Source organism: Erwinia sp. SLM-02 (genome assembly GCF_037450285.1).
Lineage (GTDB): Bacteria > Pseudomonadota > Gammaproteobacteria > Enterobacterales > Enterobacteriaceae > Erwinia.
In genome coordinates, this window is the sequence record NZ_JAQISN010000001.1 from 2,370,013 (window position 1) to 2,390,575 (window position 20,563).

The window sequence follows — 20,563 nt, forward strand, 5'->3', positions numbered from 1 at the left end:
GTAAACGGTAACTATTCGTATCACGACATTGGAAATGATGAACGTTGGTTATAACAGAGATGGGCTATGAAAAATTCTTATAATATTGAAATATAAACAAAAAAAAACCGCAACCCCATTCGAAGTTGCGGATATTCAAACTGTCCTCTAGCCTGGAAACTACCTTTTAACTATTCGATAGTACTGCCCTTTCAGATTACAGATTACTTCTTACGCGCGTACTTCAGGGAATCCAGCGCCACCGCGAAGATGATGATGCCGCCCTTAATGATGTACTGCCAGTACGGGTTCACGCCGATGTAGGTCAGGCCGTAGTTGATGACCGTAAAGATAATCACCCCGGTCACCACGCCCGCAACCGTCCCCACGCCGCCGGCAAACGACACGCCGCCCACCACGCAGGCCGCAATCGCATCCAGCTCGTACATAAATCCGAGGTTGTTGGTGGCGGAGCCGATGCGGCCCGCTTCCAGCATCCCGCCGAAGGCATAGAACACGCCGGACAGGGCATAAACCAGGATCAGGTTGAACGGAACGTTAACGCCGGAGACTTTCGCCGCTTCCGGGTTGCCGCCGATGGCGAAGATGTTTTTACCGAAGCGGGTTTTGTTCCACAGGATCCACACCAGGAAGATGGCAATAATCGCGTAGAAGGTAATGTAGGACAGTTTGAAGTCACCCAGGCGGATAAAGCCCTGCGCAAAGGTGGAGAACTTCTCGTCAAAACCGGCCACCGGCGAGGCGCCAACGTAGTCGTAGTACAGCGAGTTGATGCCGTAAACGATAATCATCGTGCCCAGGGTGGTGATAAACGGCGTCACCTTGAGGTAGGCAATAATCAGGCCGTTCACCAGGCCAATCACCGCACCCACCGCACAGACAATCAGGATAACCAGCGCAATCGGCATGGTTTCCAGATGAGGGAACACCTTATTGGCGTTATCCATCGCCTGCAGCAGCGTCGCCGCCACCACCGCCGCCAGACCCACCTGGCGACCGGCAGACAGGTCAGTACCCTGGGTAACAATCAGCCCCGCCACGCCCAGCGCGATAATCACGCGCACGGAGGACTGGGTCAGAATATTACTCAGGTTCATCAAGCTTAAAAACGTCGGATCCTGGATAATGATCACCGCCAGCAGGACCAGCAGCACCACGTAAATCCCGCCCTCTTTTAACCAGGTGAGCGCATTCTTTTTATTCACTGCATTCATAGTAACAGCCCTTACATCATTAAAGGTGCAACGATGCCAAACGCAATATTTCGTTTTGCGTGGTGTTTTTCGTTTCGACAATGCCTGCAACCAGGCCATTACTCATTACCAGTATCCGATCGGTAATACCCAGCAACTCCGGCATTTCCGAGGAGATAATAATGATTCCCTTATCTTTCTTCGCCAGCTCGGCAATCAGCTGGTAAATTTCAAACTTCGCCCCAACGTCAATACCGCGCGTCGGTTCATCCAGCATTAATATTTCCGGCTGGGTCAGCAGCCAGCGGCCGATAATCACTTTTTGCTGGTTACCGCCCGAAAGCGACCCGATAGAGGTTTTATGCCCCGGGGTTTTCACCCGCATGGAGTCAATCACCCACTGGGTATCACTTTTCATCCGGCTGTTATCCAGCAGGCCAATATTATTTTTATATTTTCGAATATTCGAAATCAGCGAGTTAAAGCCGATATCCAGATAGGCGTAAATACCGGTTGAGCGACGCTCTTCGGTCACCAGCGCAAAGCCGTGGTTAATGGCTTCGTTGGCGCTGTTATTTTTAATCGGCTTGCCGTGCAGGCGGATAGTGCCCGCAGACTTCTCACGGATGCCGAACAGCGTTTCAACGATATCGGTACGTTTGGCCCCCACCAGCCCGGCGATACCGAGGATTTCTCCTTTGCGCAGGTCGAAGGAAACGTCGCGAATCGACGGCTGGCGGAGCGAGGTCAGGTTACGCACTTCCAGGATGGTTTCCCCCGGTACGTTGTGCTTATCCGGGAAGCGCTGGTTAAGCGAACGACCGACCATCATGGAGATAATCTTATCCATATCCAGCCCTTCCAGCGACTGGGTGGCAATCCACTGGCCGTCGCGCAGTATGGTGATTTCATCACACAGCTGGAAGATCTCTTCCATCTTATGTGAGATATAGATAATGCCGCAGCCGCGATCCTTCAGTTTACGAATAATGGTAAACAGGTGGTTAACTTCTTTTTCGGTCAGCGATGACGTTGGCTCATCCATAATAACGATTTTGGCGTTATAGGAAAAAGCCTTGGCAATTTCAATCATCTGCATCTGCGAAACGGAAAGTGATACCACTTTGTCACGCGGGTCGATATCAATATCCAGCTCGTCGAAGATCGCTTTCGTGTCGCGATACATTTTATCCTGATCGACGAAGAAACCTTTTTTAGGATAACGGCCAAGCCACATGTTATCCATGACGGTACGCTGCAGAACGAGGTTTAATTCCTGATGCACCATCGACACGCCGTTTTCCAGCGCCTCTTTAGAGCTTTTGAAATTAACTTCCTCCCCCTGAAAAATAATGCTCCCCGAGTCTTTACTGTAAATGCCAAACAGGCATTTTAATAAGGTCGACTTTCCGGCACCATTCTCCCCCATCAAGGCGTGAATTGAATGCGGACGGACTTTTAGATTCACATTATCGAGCGCTTTAACTCCCGGGAATGACTTATTGACATCCGTCATCTCCAGCAAATATTCGCGCTGCGTTTGCACGTTATCACTGCCCATAATTCTACCTGGCTGAAAGGGTGACCTGATTCAACGCCTGGTGCGGAGCAGGACGCTCCGCACCAGGTGATACTTATTTCGCGAACTGTGACAGATTGTCTTTATCGACAGGAACGTAAGCGACGCGAACCACTTTACCTTCCAGTTTGTAGTTGGTGCCTTCCGTCGCCGGTTTGCCCGCCGCCAGGTTTTTCGCCATATCGAAGGTGGCTTTCGCCTGGTTATCCGCATCGTTCAGCACGGTACCGGCCATCGCACCGGATTTCACCAGCGCCAGGGCTTCCGGCAGCGCATCCACGCCGAACACCGGTACGGATGACTTGTTATGTGCCTTCAGGGCTTCAACGGCACCCATCGCCATCGCATCGTTGTTGGCAATCACCACTTCGATTTTGTTGCCGTTCGGGCCAGAGAGCCACGCATCCATCTTATCTTTCGCCTGAGCGGTATCCCACATCGCGGTATCCAGATGCAGCTGCTGCGTTTTCAGGCCGTCTTTGTTCAGGGTATCGATCACGTATTTGGTACGCGCTTCGGCATCCGGGTGGCCCGGCTCGCCTTTCAGCAGTACGAACTGGATCTGGCCGTCTTTGTTCAGATCCCAGGCTGGGTTCGCCTTCCAGTGTTTTTCAATCAGCTCGCCCTGCTTAACGCCGGACTCTTTAGAGTCAGTACCGACGTAGTAAGCTTTGTCATAGCTGGCCAGCGCTTTTGCCGATGGCTCTTTGTTAAAGAACACCACCGGGATATCGTTGGATTTTGCTTTGCTGATGATCACGTCAGCCGCCGCCGGGTCAACCAGGTTGATGGCCAGCGCCTTCACGCCTTTCGCCACCATCACGTCAACCTGGTCGTTCTGGGTTGACTGGCTGTTCTGGGAGTCATTCATCAACAGCTGAACGTCGGAGCTGTTTTTGGCTTCTTTCTCAATGGCCTTGCGCACCACCGACATAAAGTTGTCGTCATACTTATAAATGGTCACGCCGATACGGGTATCAGCAGCGTGAGCAGCAGCGCCAAACATCATGCTGGCGACCAGGGCGGTAAGAGTGAAAACCTTCTTATTCATGGTATCTCCGGTTTTTTTGTAGGGTAGTACTCACGCAAAGCGGGCACGTGTGCACGCGTGGCGATCGATTCGTGGGCGGCGAAACAGATGTTGTTGCGCGGGCCGACTATGGCTAACACCAAACCCGACGTCCGTGTGCGGAAAGGCTTCCTGAATGCTGTATGTAAACTTACCGAGCGGGGCTGATAACGACAGTGAGAAAGCCAGCCCCGTCGTTACATCATGTTTCAGCCCCTGCAGACGCTGCCATCATAGAGAAGGCCATGTTAATTAACTGTGAATTTACTCACAGATTGAAAACGGTTACACCAGCAAATCGCCTGAGTTAGTGACGGCCGACACATTTTGCCGCAGCGCCACCGAATGACGGCGCACCAGCGTCGGCATAAAGCAGTGTTGGGCGCTGTGATCCAGCTGCCCCGCCGCCCCCTTCAGCGCCAGCTCGGTGGCAAGTTTTGCCATAGAAACAATAGGATATCGAACCGTACTCAGTTGGGGATCGGTATACCGCGAGATTGGAATATCGTCAAACCCCACGACGGAAAGCTGTAACGGCACGGCAATACCGTTGTCCTTCAGCGCCGCCAGCGCGCCGGCGGCCATGCTGTCGTTGTAGGCGAATACCGCACTGAGCTGCAGATTGCGCCCCAGCAGCTCAACCATCGCCGCTTCTCCGCCCTGTAAATCCGGTTCACCGCAGGCGGACCAGCTCTCGGCGGGAGTGATCCCCTGCTCGTTCATCGCCTGCATCCAGCCGTGGCGGCGCTGATCGTCATCTTCAATCGGGTGTGCCGACCCCAGATAGCCGATGCGCTGATGCCCGTGCTGTAACAGCATGCGGGTGGCCATCAGCGCGCCGCTGACGTTGTCCAGGCACACGCAGCGGTGGGCAAACCCGGGCACGATGCGGTTAATCAGCACCATCCCCGGCACCTGCTGCATCAGCGACGACAGTTCGTCATCGCCAAGCGCTTTTGCGTGCACGATCAGGGCGTTACAGCGCTGACGGATCAGCACCTCAATGGCGTGACGCTCTTTATCGGCCTGGTGATAGGAGTTGTTAATCAGTACGTGCTTATGCAGGCGCTGGGCAACGGTATCCACCGCTTTCACCAGCGCGCCGAAGAAGGGGTCGGACACGTCCATCACCACCACGCCGATGGTATCGCTGACCTGGCTGGCCAGCGCCTGCGCGTTGGCGTTCGGGCGATAGCCCAGCTGCTCAACGATTTTGAGGACCACCTCGCGGGTTTCACCGGTGACGGCAGCGCTGTTGTTCAGCACGCGGGAGACGGTTGCCACGGAGACGCCCGCCTCACGGGCCACATCACGAATGGTAATCATGACCGATTACCGCAGAAGATTAGATTTTGCATAGCCCTTCCTGACTTCAACGCATTTCTGCCGTCTATTTTGTCAGCCAGGCCACGCCATCTTCGTGAATTACGTCACACGCCTGAAAACGGTTACATACAAACTTTTAACCTTTGTGATGCCTGTCATCTTCTGCCCGCGGCGTGAGTCCCAGCGACGTCAGCCTGCGCCACAGCCACTCCAGCGGCCCCTGGCGGAACATACGCAGCCAGCAGAGTGAAAACAGCAGGTTAACCAGCCAGACGGCCGGGACAATCGCCAGCAGCTGCAGGCGGCTGAAGTGGTTAAACAGCGCAAAATGGTTAAACAGCGTGGTGCAGATTAGCGTCTGTAACAGATAGTTGCTCAGCGCCATCCGGCCTACGGCACTCACCGCTCGGGTGATAAAGCGCTGATGGAGCTGCCGCCAGTAGCCGAAGCAGAGCGCGGCATAGCCCAGCGCCTGCAGTGGCGCGCTGACTTCGCGCGGCACCTGCAGGAAAAAGCCCGACCAGCGGAAGCTCCAGCCGGTCATCCACTGCAGCGCAATCGACGGGATTTCAATCGCCACCCCGGCAAGCACCAGCAGCCAGCCGGTGCGGCGATAGTGCTGCACGCTGAACGTGCCCCGCAGCCAGCCGCTGCGCATCAGCGCCGCACCGCACATCATCAGGCCCGCCAGCTGCCAGCCGTACTGCGCGGCCAGCGCCATCAGCGCCGAACCGAGCATATCCAGCCGGTTGCGCAGCGCCTCCCCGCCGCCGTGGGTGCGCCAGAAGGTTTCATACTGCACGTCGGCGGCACCGGGCAGCCACGAGCTGTTGGGATTCGGACCCGAGGCCATTCCCAGCACCACCAGAATGGCGCTGCCGACCACATACAGCATCAGTCCGGTGTTAAACAGCTGCCGCGTGCCGGGCACATCGCGGATCATCCGCCACACCACCAGCCCGACCAGGCCGTAAGCCAGCAGGATATCCCCTTCCCAGAACAGAAGACCGTGCAGCAGCCCGAAGATCACCAGCCACGACAGCCGCGACTGCAGCCAGCGCCTGCCGCGCGGCAGCAGCATTTGTAATCCGGCGCCGAACAGGATGGCGAACAGCGTCAGAAATTTAGCCTGCGCCAGCAGATCCATCGCCGACCAGACCCACAGCTCGGAGGCAGCGGGCATGCCGTGCCAGGCCGGATTCAGGTAGGCGGCTTTCGGTAAGGCAAACGAGGTGATATTGAGTAACAGAATGCCGAGAATGGCGACCCCGCGGATAAAATCCAGCGTGGCAATACGGGTTACGGGTGCATTCATCCAGGGGGGGCATCTCTTCCGGTCGCCCGGGCGTGAATCGACAACGGGCAGACCGGCTGAACCGGCCTGCCCCTACAGTGCAGGATGTCGCCTCAGGCTGTCAATCAGCTGTGGCGTACCGCGCGCAGGAACTCCTGCCGGGTATTCTGGCTGGACTTGAACAGCCCGCCCAGAGAGGTGGTGGTGGTGGCGCTGGTGGCATCGCGAATGCCGCGCGCCTTCACGCAGTAGTGCACCGCGTCAATGGACACCGCCACGTTGGTGGTGCCGAGCAGGGTTTGCAGCGCCACGAGGATCTGCTGCGTCAGGCGCTCCTGCACCTGCGGGCGCGAGGAGAAGAACTGCACGATGCGGTTGATCTTCGACAGGCCAATCACCTTATCTTTCGGGATGTAGGCCACGGTGGCCTTACCGTCGATAATCACGAAGTGATGCTCACAGGTGCTGGTCAGCGTAATGTCACGCACCGTCACCATCTCATCGACCTTCATTTTATTTTCGATCACGGTGATTTTCGGGAAGTTGGCGTAATCCAGACCGGAAAACACTTCGTTCACGTACATCTTGGCAATACGCTGCGGGGTTTCGCGCAGGCTGTCATCTTCCAGATCGAGGTTCAGCAGCTGCATAATTTCGGTCATATGGCCGGCAATCAGCTGTCTGCGGGTTTCGTCATCCATTTCACGCACGGGAGCGCGTAACGGGGTTTCCAGCCCACGAGCAAGCAGTGCTTCATGAACAAGTGCGGCTTCCTGACTCAACGTCGCCATGTGATTTTCTTCTCCAGCAGGTGACCAGCCGGGCGCAACGGGCCCGGCGAAATTTCTGAGGCGGTATTTTGTAATACATTCGGCGCGCGATCCAGTGAATCAATTTAATTGTCGATGAAACAGTTTCATTCAGCCGCCGCATCGCGCCGCCAGACCAGCGCGGCCGCCGCCAGCAGCGCCACGCCCGCCACGTACAGCGCCGGTTCCAGCCGCCCGGTTAGCGCGGTGGATATCGCCGACAGCAGCGGCCCCGCCAGCTGACCGAGGGCATAACCGGTGGTCAGCAGCCCGGCCAGATAGCGGGTATGCAACGGTGCCAGTTCGCGACCGTACTGCAGGGAAAGCTGCACCACGCAGAGGAACCCGCCGCCGACCAGCACCGCGCCCAGTACCAGCCCGCCGATCCCCGGCAGCATGTCGGACGCGAATACGCCAATCGCCTGCAGCACCAGCACGCAGGCCAGCCGCCGGTTGCTGTGACCATAGCGGCGGGTGAGGATGCCCGCCAGAATGCCCAGCACCGCCGCCCCGCCGAACACCGGCCAGGCAAACTGCGCAAAGGCGCTGCCCGGGAAGCGCGCCGCCGCCATCTGCGACAGGAACGTCGCCGGCAGGATGTAGCCAAAGCCGGCCAGGCTGTAGCTCCACACCAGTTTTTTCAGGCCGGCGGTCAGCTTCAGCGGCTCCGGCGCGGTTTCCGGGCGGTGCAGCTGGCCGCTGCGCGGCAGATTGCGGGCGATAGGCAGCACCAGCAGCAGCGCCATCACGCCGTAGGCCAGCCAGGCCATGGCGGCACCGATCTGCCAGTGATGCAGCACTACCGCCAGCATACCACTGAGGAAAATCCCGGTGCCCGGCCCGGCAAACACCGCCGCGCTCAGGCCCGGCCGCCCGTAGTGGTGCAGCTGTTCATTGCTCCACGCGGCGATCAGCACCATCGCCCAGCCGCTGGCCCAGCCGATAAGAAAACGCACCACGCCGTGCCACCACGGCCCCGCAACGCAGGCGGATAGCAGCGTCAGCGCCACCGCGCCCCAGATCCCGGTCTGCAGGCGCCACTCCACCCGGCGGGTGGCGCGCATCGCGTCATAGGATCCAAACAGGTAGCCGAGATAGTTTAAGGCGGCAACCACCGCAGCGCTGGTGAGCGTCAGCTGGCGATCGTCTATCATTAAAGGAACCTGGGGGGTAAAGGCAAAGCGCCCGATCCCCATCGCTACCACCAGCGTCAGAAATGCGCTGAATGCAACCCGAACTGCCATTTTGCTCTCCCGTGCCCGATTTTCATTGCCAGTAGTCTATGCGATCGGTAAACTCTCAAAAAGTGAATAATTCACACTAAGTTGCTTACGAAAAAAGAATATGGACCTGACCCAGCTTAAAATGTTCTGCGCCGTTGCCGACAGCGGCTCCGTTGTCCGCGCGGCCGAACAGCTTAACCGCGTGCCCTCTAATCTCACCACTCGCCTGCGCCAGCTGGAAGAGGAACTGGGTACGGATCTGTTTATACGTGAAAAGCAGCGCCTGCGCCTGTCGCCGATGGGCCATAACTTTCTCTGCTACGCACAGCGTATTCTGGCACTGAGCGCCGAGGCGATGGCGATGGCCCACAGCGGTGAACCCGCCGGACACTTTGCGTTAGGTTCGATGGAAAGCACCGCCGCCAGCCGCCTGCCCGCGCTGCTGGCCGAATTCCATCACCGCTATCAAAACGTTACGCTGTCGCTGACCACCGGCACCTCCGGCGAAATTCTGGAACAGGTGCGGGCCGGAACGCTGGCCGCCGCGCTCTCCGACGGGCCGGTCAATATGGACGAGCTGAACAGCTGCGTGGCCTTTTCAGAACGGCTGGTGCTGATCTCCAGCCTTGAGCACCCGCCAATTACCCGCCCGGCGGACACAGCCGGTGCCACGCTGTTTACCTTTCGTCCCAGCTGCTCTTACCGCCAGCGCTTTGAAAACTGGTTTCTTGCCGACGGCGTGCAGCACGGGCCGGTGATGGATATTCCGTCCTATCACGCCATGCTGGCCTGCGTCGCCAGCGGCGGCGGCATCGCCCTGCTGCCGGAAGGCGTGCTGACGCTGCTGCCGGGCCATGAACGCGTGCGCCAGCATCCGCTGCCGGCGGAATTTCGCGATACCGATACACGGCTGGTGTGGCGGCGCGATGCCTTCACGCCGAATGTTGAAGCGCTGAAGTACCTGATTATTGAACAGTTTGATAATAAGTCCAGCGACTGATCGGGCTTATTACTTCCCCTTAACCTTAAACACCCTGCTCACGACCGGAATTCACCGGATCGGAGTGACAGACAGGAGCCTGAAATGCAAATGATTAAAACACGTGCCGCCGTAGCCTGGGCCGCCGGTGAACCGCTGAAGATTGAAGAACTGGATCTGATGCCGCCGCAGAAAGGTGAAGTGCTGGTGCGCATCACCGCGACCGGCGTATGCCATACTGACGCCTATACCCTGTCGGGTAAAGATCCTGAAGGCGTGTTCCCGGCGGTGCTGGGCCACGAAGGCGGCGGCGTGGTGGAAGCCGTGGGCGAAGGCGTGACCAGCGTCGCCGTGGGCGATCATGTGATCCCGCTGTACACCCCGGAATGCGGCAAATGTAAATTCTGTCTGTCCGGCAAGACCAACCTCTGCCAGGCGATCCGCGCCACCCAGGGTAAAGGTCTGATGCCGGACGGTACTACCCGCTTCTTCAAAGACGGTCAGCCGATCTTCCATTACATGGGGACGTCGACCTTCTCCGAGTACACCGTGGTGCCGGAAATCTCGCTGGCTAAAATCAGCAAAGAAGCGCCGCTGGAAGAAGTCTGCCTGCTGGGCTGCGGCGTCACCACCGGTATGGGTGCCGTGCTGAACACCGCGAAAGTGAAAGAAGGCGACACCGTGGCCATCTTCGGCCTGGGCGGTATCGGCCTGTCGGCGATTATCGGCGCAAAAATGGCGAAAGCCGGCCGCATCATCGGTATTGATATCAACACCAGCAAGTTCGATCTGGCGACCAAACTGGGTGCGACCGATCTGATCAACCCTAAAGATTTCGACAAGCCGATTCAGGAAGTGATCGTTGAGATGACCGACGGCGGCGTCGACTTCTCCTTCGAGTGCATCGGCAACGTCAACGTGATGCGTTCCGCGCTGGAGTGCTGCCACAAAGGCTGGGGCGAATCGGTGATTATCGGCGTGGCCGGTGCGGGCGAAGAGATCGCTACCCGTCCGTTCCAGCTGGTGACCGGCCGCGTGTGGCGCGGTTCCGCCTTCGGCGGCGTGAAGGGCCGCTCGCAGCTGCCTGGCATCGTCGATCGCTACATGAACGGCGAATTCCAGCTGAACGACTTTATTACCCACACCATGCCGCTGGAAGACATCAACGAGGCGTTCGAGCTGATGCACTCCGGCAAGTCGATCCGTACCGTGGTGCATTTCAACAAATAATAAGCCGCGCACCGGTAAGCTATAGTCAGTTAACGGGCCCGCCGCGGCGGGCCTGATTCTGAACGACGGCAGAACCCATCAGGAGGATACATGCCATCCACTCTGGAGCTACTTGAAGAACACCGGCTGTACGGCGGCTGGCAGCAGCGCTATCGCCATCAGTCCACCAGCCTTAACTGCACCATGACCTTCAGCATCTTCTTACCCGGCCCGAAAGACGGCACCCCGCCGCCGGTGGTCTGGTGCCTTGCCGGTTTAACCTGCACTGATGAAAACTTCAGCGTGAAGTCCGGGGCGCAGCGCGTCGCGGCGGAGCTGGGCCTGGTGCTGGTGATGCCGGACACCAGCCCGCGCGGTGAGGGCGTGGCTAACGATGATGGTTACGATCTCGGCCAGGGCGCGGGTTTTTACCTCAACGCCACCGAGGCGCCGTGGTCGGCGAATTTTAAGATGTACGACTACATCAACAGCGAGCTGCCCGCGCTGATTGCCGGCAACTTCAGCGTCAGCGACCGTCAGGCGATTATGGGGCACTCAATGGGCGGCCACGGTGCGCTGACCATTGCGCTGCGCAATCCGGGACGCTTCAGTTCGGCCTCCGCGTTTGCACCGATCGTCAATCCGCTGGAGGTGCCGTGGGGACAGAAAGCGTTCCGCGCCTATCTGGGCGATGATATGGAGAGCTGGAAGGAGTACGACAGCTGCTGGCTGATGCGCAACAGCGCTAACCAGTTACCGGTGCTGATCGATCAGGGCGACAGCGATCAGTTCCTTGCCGATCAGCTACGGCCTGAACGCCTGGAGGAGATTGCCCGTGAGGTGGATTTCCCGCTGACCGTGCGGGTGCAGCCGGGCTACGACCACAGCTACTTCTTTATCAGCAGCTTCGTCGAGGACCATTTGCGCTTCCACGCCAGGTATTTGTTGGTGTAAAAGTTAAACGGGGCCGGCGGCTTGCACCGCTGGCCCCTGCGGAAATCAGAAGGAGTAATCCACCGCAGCGAAGTAGCGACGGCCATCTTCGTTGAAGGTGTAGTCATCGCGGTTCAGATCTTTATCCCCCAGGTTCATCACCCCGGCGCGCAGCTTAACGGCTTTGGTCGCCTGCCAGGATCCCCCGGTATTCCACAGCACGTAGCCACCCGGCGTCGGGCCGTCTGCGGTCAGCGAACGACGCTGACCGGAGTAATTAGCCTGCAGGAAGAATGACCAGTCCTGCAGCGGCTTCCAGTCCAGGGTGCTGTTGGCGGTGTGCAGCGGCAGCTCCTGCAGCGGTTTATTGCCACCGCCGCTCAGGTTGCGCCCGTCGGTGTAGGTGTAGTTCAGCGTCAGCTTCCACTGGTCGTTGAACGGCACCGTCATCTCGGTTTCCACACCGGTAATGCGCGCCTTGTTGACGTTGTAGTAGCGGAACACCGGCTTGCCGTCGACGATACCAACATAGTTAGGGTAGCTCGGCGCCAGGCCGATGTTGGCCGTACGGGCGATATCGATCATATCGTCAACGTTGTTCTGGAAGGCGGTCACGCTGCCGGTCACGCCGTCCAGCAGCCCCTCTTCCCCGGCGTAATACAGGCCCAGTTCAAAGCTTTCGCTGGTTTCCGGCTTCAGCTCTTTGCTGCCGACAATGGTGCAGCTGCCGCGGCAGGAACCGCTCTGCCAGTCCGGGCTGAGCTGCAGCAGTGAAGGCGCTTTAAAGGCGTTGGCCCAGCCGCCCTTCACGGTGATGGTATCGGTGGCGTTATACACCAGGTAGGCACGCGGGCTCCAGTGATCGCCGAAGGTCTGGTGATCGTCCATACGCACGCCGGTGGTCAGCGCCAGCGAGTCAATAATCCGCCACTCGTCTTCCACAAACAGCGCGTACTGGCTGGCGGAGGTTTTGCCGCTACCTTTCAGGGTGCCGCTGTCCTCCAGCTTATCGTGGCGCACTTCGCCCCCGAAGGTCAGCATCTGGTTGATGTCCGCCAGCGGCAGGACCAGCTTACCGTCCAGCGAGTTGTTTCTCGCTACGGCGTTTCCGGTACTGCTGTTGTAGTTTTCAACGCGATCGCCGTAGAAGCGCAGCTCGGTGTTGCCCCAGTCCCAGCGGCCGTTGTGGCCAAGAGAATAGTTCTGGCGTTCGATGCGGTTTTTATCCAGCGAGTCGGAATCACGGTCCTGGCGGTCGAAGCCGTAGCCGAGGCTGATATCCTGCTCTTTGGTCGGGGTCAGCGCAAACTCCACGTTGGTGTTGCGGTTGGTGTAGCCTTCAATGCGCGGCGACAGGCCGTTAGCCGCCGTGTCGGACTGCTGCTGTTTGTCTTTTTCGCGCTTGCCGAGGTTGCCGTAGACCTTCACGCCCAGCAGATCGTCAATCAGCGGGCCGCTTGTGAAGAAGCCGCCGTTGTAGCTGTCACCGCGATCGCGATGTTCCTGCACCGTGGTGTCGGCGCTTAGCGTACCGTGCCAGTCTTTGCCGACTTTACGGGTAATAATGTTCACCACGCCACCCAGCGCATCGGAACCGTACAGCGATGACATTGGCCCGCGAACCACTTCGATGCGCTCAATGGCATCGGCCGGGATCCAGTTCAGGTCAAAGTCATTGTGGCGGAAGGCGGCGTTACGCGAGTTCACGCGCTTGCCGTCGACCAGGATCAGCGTATAGCTGCTGTTAAGGCCGCGCAGGCTGACGCCCTTGCGGTTATCGCCCTCGTTGGTCAGCTGCACGCCCGGAACGTCACGCAGCACATCGCGCAGATTCTGCACCGGACGGCGCTGGATATCTTCGGCGGTGATCACGCTGATACTGGCAGGCGCATCTTTCAGATTCACCTCGGTTGCCGAAGCGGTGACCACCATCTGCTGTTCACGTTGTTTTTCATCAGCTTCAACGTCTTCAGCCAGCAGCGGGAAGGACATCATAATAACAGACGCGCAGAGGCCCCCGCGCATTACAGGGTTCAACCTAAACATAACTTTCTCCATGTATGCAAAGCAGTAACAAATAAAATGATGACGGCAAAAACCGTCTCTGACTCAATCGGCGGAGTTTATCCGCTCGGTTTTCCGGTTATATTCCGGTTAAGTGATGCGTGCCCTGCGCGTTAATTTACCGGGGCTGGGCGGGCCCCGGCGCGCACTTGCCAGAACTAAAAAGAGGGTGCTTCAACTAATCCATCGATTAACACCTGCGGCGTTCCCAACGTACAGCGTTCAATTCGACCACGAACGCCATACACGCGCGCAAGACTCTCCGGAGTAATCACGTCTTCCGGTAAACCATCCGCAATCAGTTCACCATTTTGCAGCATTAATACATGCTGACCGTGGCGCAGCGCGATATTGATATCGTGCACCACCACGACGGTGACGATATTCCGCTTCTGCGTTTCGCGGCGTACCAGCTCCATCACGTGGAACTGATAATTTAAATCCAGCGCGCTGAGCGGCTCATCAAGCAGCAGCAGGCCCGGGCGGCGGATCAGCGACTGCGCCAGCCCGACCAGCTGCTTCTGCCCGCCGGAAAGCTGGTCCAGATAGCTCATCGCCAGATGCGCAATGCCCAGCTGCTCCAGCAGCTCCATCACTTCGGCTTCGCTGGCCGCGCTGCTGCGCCCGCCGGTGGCCCGCTGGGCGACAATAATCGACTCCAGCACGTGCAGATGTACCCCGGCAGGCAGCGACTGCGGCAGATACACCACGCGGCTGGCGCGCTGGGCAAACGGCAGCGTCATCAGCTCTTCACCGTTAAGCCACATTTCACCTTTTGCACGGTTCAGGCCCGCCAGCGAACGCAGCAGCGTTGATTTACCGCAGCCGTTTGGCCCCAGCAGTACGGTGATTTTCCCGCGCGGCAGCAGGGGCACGTTGAGGTTAGTGATGATCTGGCGCTTCGGATAGCCGGCGTTAAAGCCGCTGATTTTCAGTCCCTGCATCAGATATTCCCCCGATGGCGCAGAATAATACTCAGGAAGAACGGCACGCCGACCAGCGAGGTGACGATGCCAACGGGAATGATCACCCCGGGGATAATGTTCTTCGAGACGACGGAGGCCATCGACAGCACCAGCGCCCCGGTCAGCGCACTGGCCGGCAGATAGAAGCGGTGATCCTCACCGAAAATCATTCGCGCGATGTGTGGGGCCACCAGGCCGATAAAGCCAATCGGCCCGACAAACGCCACCGACAGCGCGGAGAGAATACTGATGCGCAGCAGCGTCGCCAGGCGCAGGCGACGCACGTCGATGCCGAAGCTGACCGCGCGATCTTCACCCAGGCGCAGCGCCGTCAGCTTCCACGAACTGAGCAGCGACAGCGGCACCAGGACCAGCAGCGCCAGGCACAGCACGCCCAGCTTGTCCCACGAGGCACGCGCCAGGCTGCCCATGGTCCAGAACACCAGCCCCTGCAGGGTGTCTTCGCTGGCGATAAACTGCATCATCGACACCAGCGCATTGAAGGTAAACACCAGCGCGATGCCGAACAGCACCACCCCGGAGGTGGCCACTTTGGTCCAGCGGGTGACCGCGTCCAGCATCAGCGCGGCAAACAGCGCGAAGACGAAGGCGTTGGCGGAGATAAACCACTGGTCGGGGATGCCCGGAATACCGATGCCCAGCACAATGGCCAGCGCGGCCCCGAAGGCGGCGGCGGAAGAGACGCCGAGCGTAAACGGACTGGCCAGCGGGTTATTGAGGATGGTCTGCATTTCTGCCCCGGCCAGCCCCAGCGCGAGGCCCACCACCACCGCCATCAGCGCATACGGCAGGCGGATATCCCAGACGATAACCCGGGTACCGGCATCAACGGATTCAGGAGAAAGCAGGGTTTGCCACAGCGCGTGCAGCGTGAGGCCCGATGGGCCAAGGGTGAAGTCGAGGATCAGTGAGGCAACGATCGCCAGAAACAGCACCCCCATCATCAGATAGCGGTGTTTCAGTACCCGGTGATAGCGCCCCATTGCACTGTCGGGCGGCGTCACTGCGGATAGCTTTACGGGATCGTGGGTCACACTCATCTTCAATACCTGTTCGGGGAAGCCCCGGATCGTTCCCTGGCCTGGGAGAAAGGCAAGATTGTAGAAATTATGGAGAGAAAAAGAAAGCTAATGATAATACTTATCAATAATATTTGTAACGCGGCGTGAGGAATAAAAAAAAGGCGCGAAATTCGCGCCCTGGGTGTAATTCAACAGTATTACTTATCGAATTTGGGAAAATCCATCTCGCTGTATTTCACAAAGCGCGTCTTGCGCGTCAGCTTAAAGCCGAACCAGATAATCAGGAACAGCGGAATGCCAATATAGGTTGCCGCCGCACCGTACCAGTCAATGGTGTCGGCGAGGAACGCCTGATAGTTCTGGCCAAGCGTAATGATCAGGCACAGGACAAAGGCGAAAATCGGCCCCAGCGGGAAGAAGCCGGAGCGGTAAGGCAGGTCGGCCAGATCCCGCCCCTGAGCCACGTAGCCCCTGCGGAAACGATAGTGGCTGATGGCAATACCCAGCCAGGCGATAAACCCGGTCATCCCTGATGTATTCAGCAGCCACAGGTACACGGTCTGGTTGCCAAAGATCGAGGTCAGGAAGCACAGACCGGCGATCACGGTGGTCGCTAACAGCGCGTTGCGCGGCACCCCGCCCTTCGACAGCTTGCTGAAAATACGCGGCGCTTTGCCATCACAGGCCAGGGCGTAGAGCATGCGCGTTGAAGCGTACATGCCGGAGTTACCCGCAGACAGGACCGCCGTCAGGATCACCGCGTTCATCACCGCCGCCGCCGACAGCAGGCCCGCGTGCTGGAACACCAGGGTGAACGGGCTGACGCTGATATCTTTCACGTCGTTGCGCAGCAGGCTGGGATCGGTATACGGGATGATCAGGCTGATCACCAGAATCGCAAAAACGTAGAACAGCAGAATACGCCAGAACACCTGACGCACCGCGCGCGGGATATTTTTACCCGGGTCTTCCGATTCACCGGCGGCAATACCGATCAGTTCGGTGCCCTGGAAGGAGAAGCCGACAATCATCGCCACGCCGATCATCGCCGCAAAGCCACCGGCGAACGGCGCATCGCCAATCTGCCAGTTGTGCCAGCCGGCGCTTTCGCCGCCGCGGAAAATGCCTACGATCATAGCCACGCCGACAATTATAAAGATAATCACGGTGGCCACTTTAATCAGCGAGAACCAGTATTCCGCCTCACCGAAGCCTTTCACCGAAATATAATTAAGTAGGAAGATCACGCAGAGGAATAACGCACTCCAGATCCAGCCCGGGGTGTCCGGGAACCACCAGCTCATCACCAGCTGTGAGGCCACGAGGTCAACGGCGATGGTCACCGCCCAGTTGTACCAGTAGTTCCAGCCCAGCGCGAAGCCGAAGCCTTCTTCTACGTATTTGGCACCGTAGGTTGAAAATGAGCCGGATACCGGCATATACGCGGCAAGCTCACCGAGGCTGGTCATCAGGAAATAGACCATCAGGCCGATCAGCGCGTAGGAAAGCAGCGCCCCGCCCGGTCCTGCCTGAGAAATAGTTGCGCCTGAAGCGACGAAGAGACCGGTACCGATTGAACCGCCAATGGCGATCATCGTTAAGTGACGAGCTTTGAGTTCACGCCTTAACCCAGGCTGTTGTGTTGTTTTTATGTCATGATCCATGTTTAATCGCTGTGCTTTTCTAAAATGAGGCGCGATTGTAACAAACTACCGGTGAGCGTATAGCGATAACGCGACGTTATAAGTTAGCTTCATGATCGTCCGGCGATCATTAGAATAAGGCGTGATGATCGCGTCGGCGGCTTACCCGCCTCACCCGCAATGGCCTGATATTACTCTTTGCAGTAGCTGAGAAACCGGCTCAGGGCTTTCGACAGATGCTTCTGGCGGTGGCAGATGCGGTACAGCGTGCGCTTCAGTTTCGGTAACGGCAGCGGCACTTCCACCAGCGTGCCCAGCTCCAGCTGCTCGGAAATGGTCCGGCGCGACAGGCAGCTGATGCCCATTCCGTGCCGCACGGCATTTTTTATCGCCTCGGAGTTACCCAGCTCCAGCGCCAGTTCGAACTGCGGCAGATGCGACAGCAGCAGGTAATCGACGATTTCCCGCGTACCCGATCCCTGCTCGCGCAGGATCCACGGCGCAGCCGCCAGGCTCTGCAGCGTCACCGGCTGGCTGAGGATCTCCGCACCCGGCGCGGCAAAGACCACCAGCTCGTCCTCCATCCACGGTTCGGTGATCAGCTCGGGCATGTGGCACGGCCCCTCAATCAGTCCGATATCCACGCGGAAATCCGCCACGTCGTTAATGACCTCCTGGCTGTTTCCGACGCTCAGCTCCAGCGGCAGCGTGGGGAAATCACGGCGGTAGTGGGCGATCATTCCCGGCAGCAGATAGTTGCCGATAGTGCTGCTGGCGGCAATGCGCAGCGCTCCGTTGTCTTCCCGAAAAAGCTGTTCGATTTCCTGTGCCTGCTCCAGCAGACCGACGGCGCGGGGATACAGCAGGCGTCCGTGCTCGTTAATCACCAGCCGTTTGCCAACGCGATCGAAAAGCTTAACGTCAAGCTGGCCCTCCAGATCGGCCAGCGCAGCGCTGACCGCTGACTGAGACAGGGCCAGCACCTGAGAGGCCTGGGTCGTTGATCCGCTTTTGAGCACCTCGGTAAACACTTCCAGCTGGCGTAACGTAATATGCATAATCCTTCCTTTATATCCAGGTACGACCTGACAAGCGTGTTGCGACTACAGCCCCCTGCCAACGCCGCTTAACACTTATAGTGGTTTATATTAAAAATATAATCAATTTCTCTTTTAAGCAAGATGCCTGCATGATCTTCATGGCTTTTAAGGAGAGATCGATATGACCGATATGACCTGCCACAAACCCCTGCCGCCGTTCGTACTGCCTGTCCCCGGGCTGGCACTGGCGTTGGGCATTGCCGCCCTGGCCATTTTTGCCGGCAGCAACCCGCATCTCAGCGGCCTGGGGCTGGGTGCACTGACGCTGGCTATCGTATTCGGTATCCTTATTGGCAATACGGTCTATCCCTATATTAACCGCCCCTGCGACAACGGAGTGGCATTCGCCAAACAAAAACTTTTGCGCGCGGGGATTGTGCTGTACGGCTTTCGCCTGACCTTCCAGCAGATTGCCGATGTGGGCATCAGCGGTATTGTGATTGATATGCTGATTCTCGGCTCAACGTTTTACCTCGCCTGCTGGCTGGGGCGTAAAGTTTTTGAGCTGGATCGCGAAACCGTGTGGCTGATCGGCGCGGGCAGCAGCATCTGCGGTGCCGCGGCGATACTGGCAACCGAGCCGGTGATCAAAGCGGACCCGGCTAAAGTCACCGTCGCCGTGGCTACCGTGGTGGTGTTCGGTACGCTGGCTATCTTTATTTACCCGCTGCTTTATCCGCTGGCGGCGGCGCTGTTTCCTGCGGTGACGGCGGAAAGCTTCGGCGTGTATATCGGTTCCACCCTGCATGAGGTCGCGCAGGTTGTCGCGACCGGGCATACGCTCGGCACGCCGACGGAAAATGCGGCGGTGATTGCAAAAATGCTGCGGGTGATGATGCTCGCCCCGTTTCTGCTGATCCTCAGCGCGCAGATGAAACGCCTGCGCCCTGCTGCGCACGGCGCGCAGGCTTCAGGGGTGAGCTTTCCCTGGTTTGCCCTGCTGTTTATTCTGGTGGCGCTGTTTAACTCTTTTCACCTCCTGCCGGAAACCATCGTCAGCGCGATAAACCAGCTGGACAACCTGCTGCTGGCAATGGCGATGGCCGCGCTGGGCATCACCACCCGCCTGGCCCACCTGAAACGTGCCGGACTGCGACCGCTGCTGCTGGGCCTGCTGCTGTTTCTCTGGCTGATTGTGGGCGGCGGTGCGATTAACCTGCTGGCAGGCCATTTGATGGCATAATCCGGAGCCGTTTCCGGTTATCATAGCCGGACTCGACCCAGGCCATTAACAGGAGAACGGCATGAAATTTATCGGTGCCCACGTCAGCGCAGCGGGCGGCGTGGATCAGGCGGTTAAACGCGCCTATGAACTGGAAGCAACTGCCTTTGCGCTGTTCACCAAAAACCAGCGCCAGTGGCGCGCGGCCCCGCTGACGGATGAGGTGATTTCCGCCTTTCGCAGCGCCTGCGAACAGTACAACTATGGCCCCGGCCAGATCCTGCCCCACGACAGTTACCTGATTAACCTCGGCCATCCGGTTGAGGAAGCGCTGGAAAAATCCCGCGAGGCGTTCCTTGATGAGATGACCCGCTGCCAGCAGCTGGGGCTGACGCTGCTGAACTTCCACCCCGGCAGCCATCTGCAGCAGATTAGCGAAGAGGCATGCCTGAAGCGCATTGCGGAATCGCTTAACATCGTACTGGACCAGACCGAGGGCGTTACTGCGGTGATCGAGAACACCGCCGGTCAGGGCAGTAATCTCGGCTTCCGCTTTGAGCACCTGGCGGCGATTATCGACGGCGTGGAGGATAAATCCCGCGTCGGCGTCTGCATTGATACCTGCCACGCGTTTGCGGGCGGCTACGATCTGCGCACCGAAGAAGAGTGCGTGAAAACCTTCGAGGAGTTTGAGCGGGTTGTCGGCTTCCGCTACCTGCGCGGCATGCACCTGAACGATGCGAAAAGCGAGTTTAACAGCCGCGTTGACCGCCATCACAGCCTTGGCGAGGGCAATATCGGTAAAACGGTGTTCAGCTGGCTGATGAAGGATGCACGGTTCGACGGGATCCCGATGATTCTGGAAACCATCGACCCGGAGATCTGGAAGGATGAAATTGCCTGGCTGAAGTCAGAGCAGAAGTAAAAAAGCGGCCCCGCTGTAGCGAGGCCGTTTTGCTATCGGGGCCGGGC

General features: G+C 58.3%; 17 protein-coding genes. 5 read left to right on the forward strand and 12 right to left on the reverse strand.

All coding sequences use genetic code 11. The annotated features are described in order from the left end of the window. Positions 1-203 precede the first annotated feature (203 nt). From mglC to PGH32_RS11025, 7 genes are all read right to left on the reverse strand, one after another. The gene (gene mglC, locus PGH32_RS10995) at positions 204-1,214 is read right to left on the reverse strand and encodes a galactose/methyl galactoside ABC transporter permease MglC (RefSeq protein WP_314420634.1); all 1,011 of its coding nucleotides are present in this window, start codon (positions 1,212-1,214) and stop codon (positions 204-206) included. Positions 1,215-1,233: 19 nt separating this feature from the next. Continuing rightward, positions 1,234-2,754 (reverse strand): galactose/methyl galactoside ABC transporter ATP-binding protein MglA, encoded by a 1,521-nt coding sequence (gene mglA / locus PGH32_RS11000; RefSeq protein ID WP_314420637.1) that lies wholly within the window; start codon positions 2,752-2,754, stop codon positions 1,234-1,236. A gap of 73 nt (positions 2,755-2,827) precedes the next feature. After that, the gene (gene mglB / locus PGH32_RS11005) at positions 2,828-3,823 is read right to left on the reverse strand and encodes a galactose/glucose ABC transporter substrate-binding protein MglB (protein ID WP_314420639.1); all 996 of its coding nucleotides are present in this window, start codon (positions 3,821-3,823) and stop codon (positions 2,828-2,830) included. Positions 3,824-4,126: 303 nt separating this feature from the next. After that, entirely contained in the window at positions 4,127-5,167 is a 1,041-nt protein-coding gene (gene galS, locus PGH32_RS11010) for an HTH-type transcriptional regulator GalS (protein ID WP_314420641.1), read from the reverse strand. Positions 5,168-5,303: 136 nt separating this feature from the next. Beyond that, positions 5,304-6,482 (reverse strand): DUF418 domain-containing protein YeiB, encoded by a 1,179-nt coding sequence (gene yeiB, locus PGH32_RS11015; RefSeq protein ID WP_314420643.1) that lies wholly within the window; start codon positions 6,480-6,482, stop codon positions 5,304-5,306. 104 nt (positions 6,483-6,586) lie between these two features. Next, positions 6,587-7,252: a GTP cyclohydrolase I FolE gene (gene folE / locus PGH32_RS11020; RefSeq protein ID WP_314420644.1), complete on the reverse strand. Its 666-nt coding sequence runs from the start codon at positions 7,250-7,252 to the stop codon at positions 6,587-6,589. A 125-nt stretch (positions 7,253-7,377) separates the two neighbouring features. Beyond that, positions 7,378-8,514: a YbfB/YjiJ family MFS transporter gene (locus PGH32_RS11025; RefSeq protein ID WP_337894048.1), complete on the reverse strand. Its 1,137-nt coding sequence runs from the start codon at positions 8,512-8,514 to the stop codon at positions 7,378-7,380. A gap of 100 nt (positions 8,515-8,614) precedes the next feature. Between PGH32_RS11025 and ptrR the strand changes: the two genes are divergently transcribed. From ptrR to fghA, 3 genes are all read left to right on the forward strand, one after another. After that, on the forward strand, positions 8,615-9,493 hold the full coding sequence (ptrR, locus tag PGH32_RS11030) for a putrescine utilization regulator PtrR (RefSeq protein ID WP_337894049.1): 879 nt from the start codon (positions 8,615-8,617) through the stop codon (positions 9,491-9,493). An 84-nt stretch (positions 9,494-9,577) separates the two neighbouring features. Further along, a complete protein-coding gene (locus PGH32_RS11035; RefSeq protein WP_337894050.1) occupies positions 9,578-10,702 on the forward strand; it encodes an S-(hydroxymethyl)glutathione dehydrogenase/class III alcohol dehydrogenase in 1,125 nt (374 codons plus the stop codon). A gap of 90 nt (positions 10,703-10,792) precedes the next feature. Then, the gene (fghA, locus tag PGH32_RS11040) at positions 10,793-11,635 is read left to right on the forward strand and encodes an S-formylglutathione hydrolase (protein WP_314420649.1); all 843 of its coding nucleotides are present in this window, start codon (positions 10,793-10,795) and stop codon (positions 11,633-11,635) included. 45 nt (positions 11,636-11,680) lie between these two features. Here fghA and cirA read toward each other — a convergent pair whose 3' ends face one another. The 5 genes from cirA to yieE all read right to left on the reverse strand — a co-directional run bounded on the left by cirA (position 11,681) and on the right by yieE (position 18,387). Beyond that, positions 11,681-13,660, reverse strand: coding sequence for a catecholate siderophore receptor CirA (gene cirA, locus PGH32_RS11045; RefSeq protein ID WP_337894051.1), 1,980 nt, complete (start codon positions 13,658-13,660; stop codon positions 11,681-11,683). A 176-nt stretch (positions 13,661-13,836) separates the two neighbouring features. Then, positions 13,837-14,622 carry an ABC transporter ATP-binding protein gene (locus PGH32_RS11050; protein ID WP_314420653.1) on the reverse strand — a complete coding sequence of 262 codons (786 nt, stop codon included), beginning with the start codon at positions 14,620-14,622 and terminating at the stop codon, positions 13,837-13,839. Further along, entirely contained in the window at positions 14,622-15,704 is a 1,083-nt protein-coding gene (locus PGH32_RS11055; protein WP_314420654.1) for a FecCD family ABC transporter permease, read from the reverse strand. The genes PGH32_RS11050 and PGH32_RS11055 overlap by 1 nt, the downstream gene beginning before the upstream one ends. Before the next feature lie 179 nt (positions 15,705-15,883). Further along, a complete protein-coding gene (locus tag PGH32_RS11060; protein WP_337894052.1) occupies positions 15,884-17,350 on the reverse strand; it encodes an amino acid permease in 1,467 nt (488 codons plus the stop codon). Between the two features lie 170 nt (positions 17,351-17,520). Further along, on the reverse strand, positions 17,521-18,387 hold the full coding sequence (gene yieE / locus PGH32_RS11065; RefSeq protein WP_337894053.1) for a DNA-binding transcriptional regulator YeiE: 867 nt from the start codon (positions 18,385-18,387) through the stop codon (positions 17,521-17,523). Between the two features lie 163 nt (positions 18,388-18,550). Here yieE and PGH32_RS11070 point away from each other — a divergent pair, with 163 nt between their 5' ends. Continuing rightward, entirely contained in the window at positions 18,551-19,612 is a 1,062-nt protein-coding gene (locus PGH32_RS11070; RefSeq protein ID WP_337894054.1) for a YeiH family putative sulfate export transporter, read from the forward strand. A gap of 61 nt (positions 19,613-19,673) precedes the next feature. Then, a complete protein-coding gene (gene nfo / locus PGH32_RS11075) occupies positions 19,674-20,516 on the forward strand; it encodes a deoxyribonuclease IV (RefSeq protein ID WP_337894055.1) in 843 nt (280 codons plus the stop codon). The last annotated feature ends 47 nt before the right edge of the window (positions 20,517-20,563 follow it).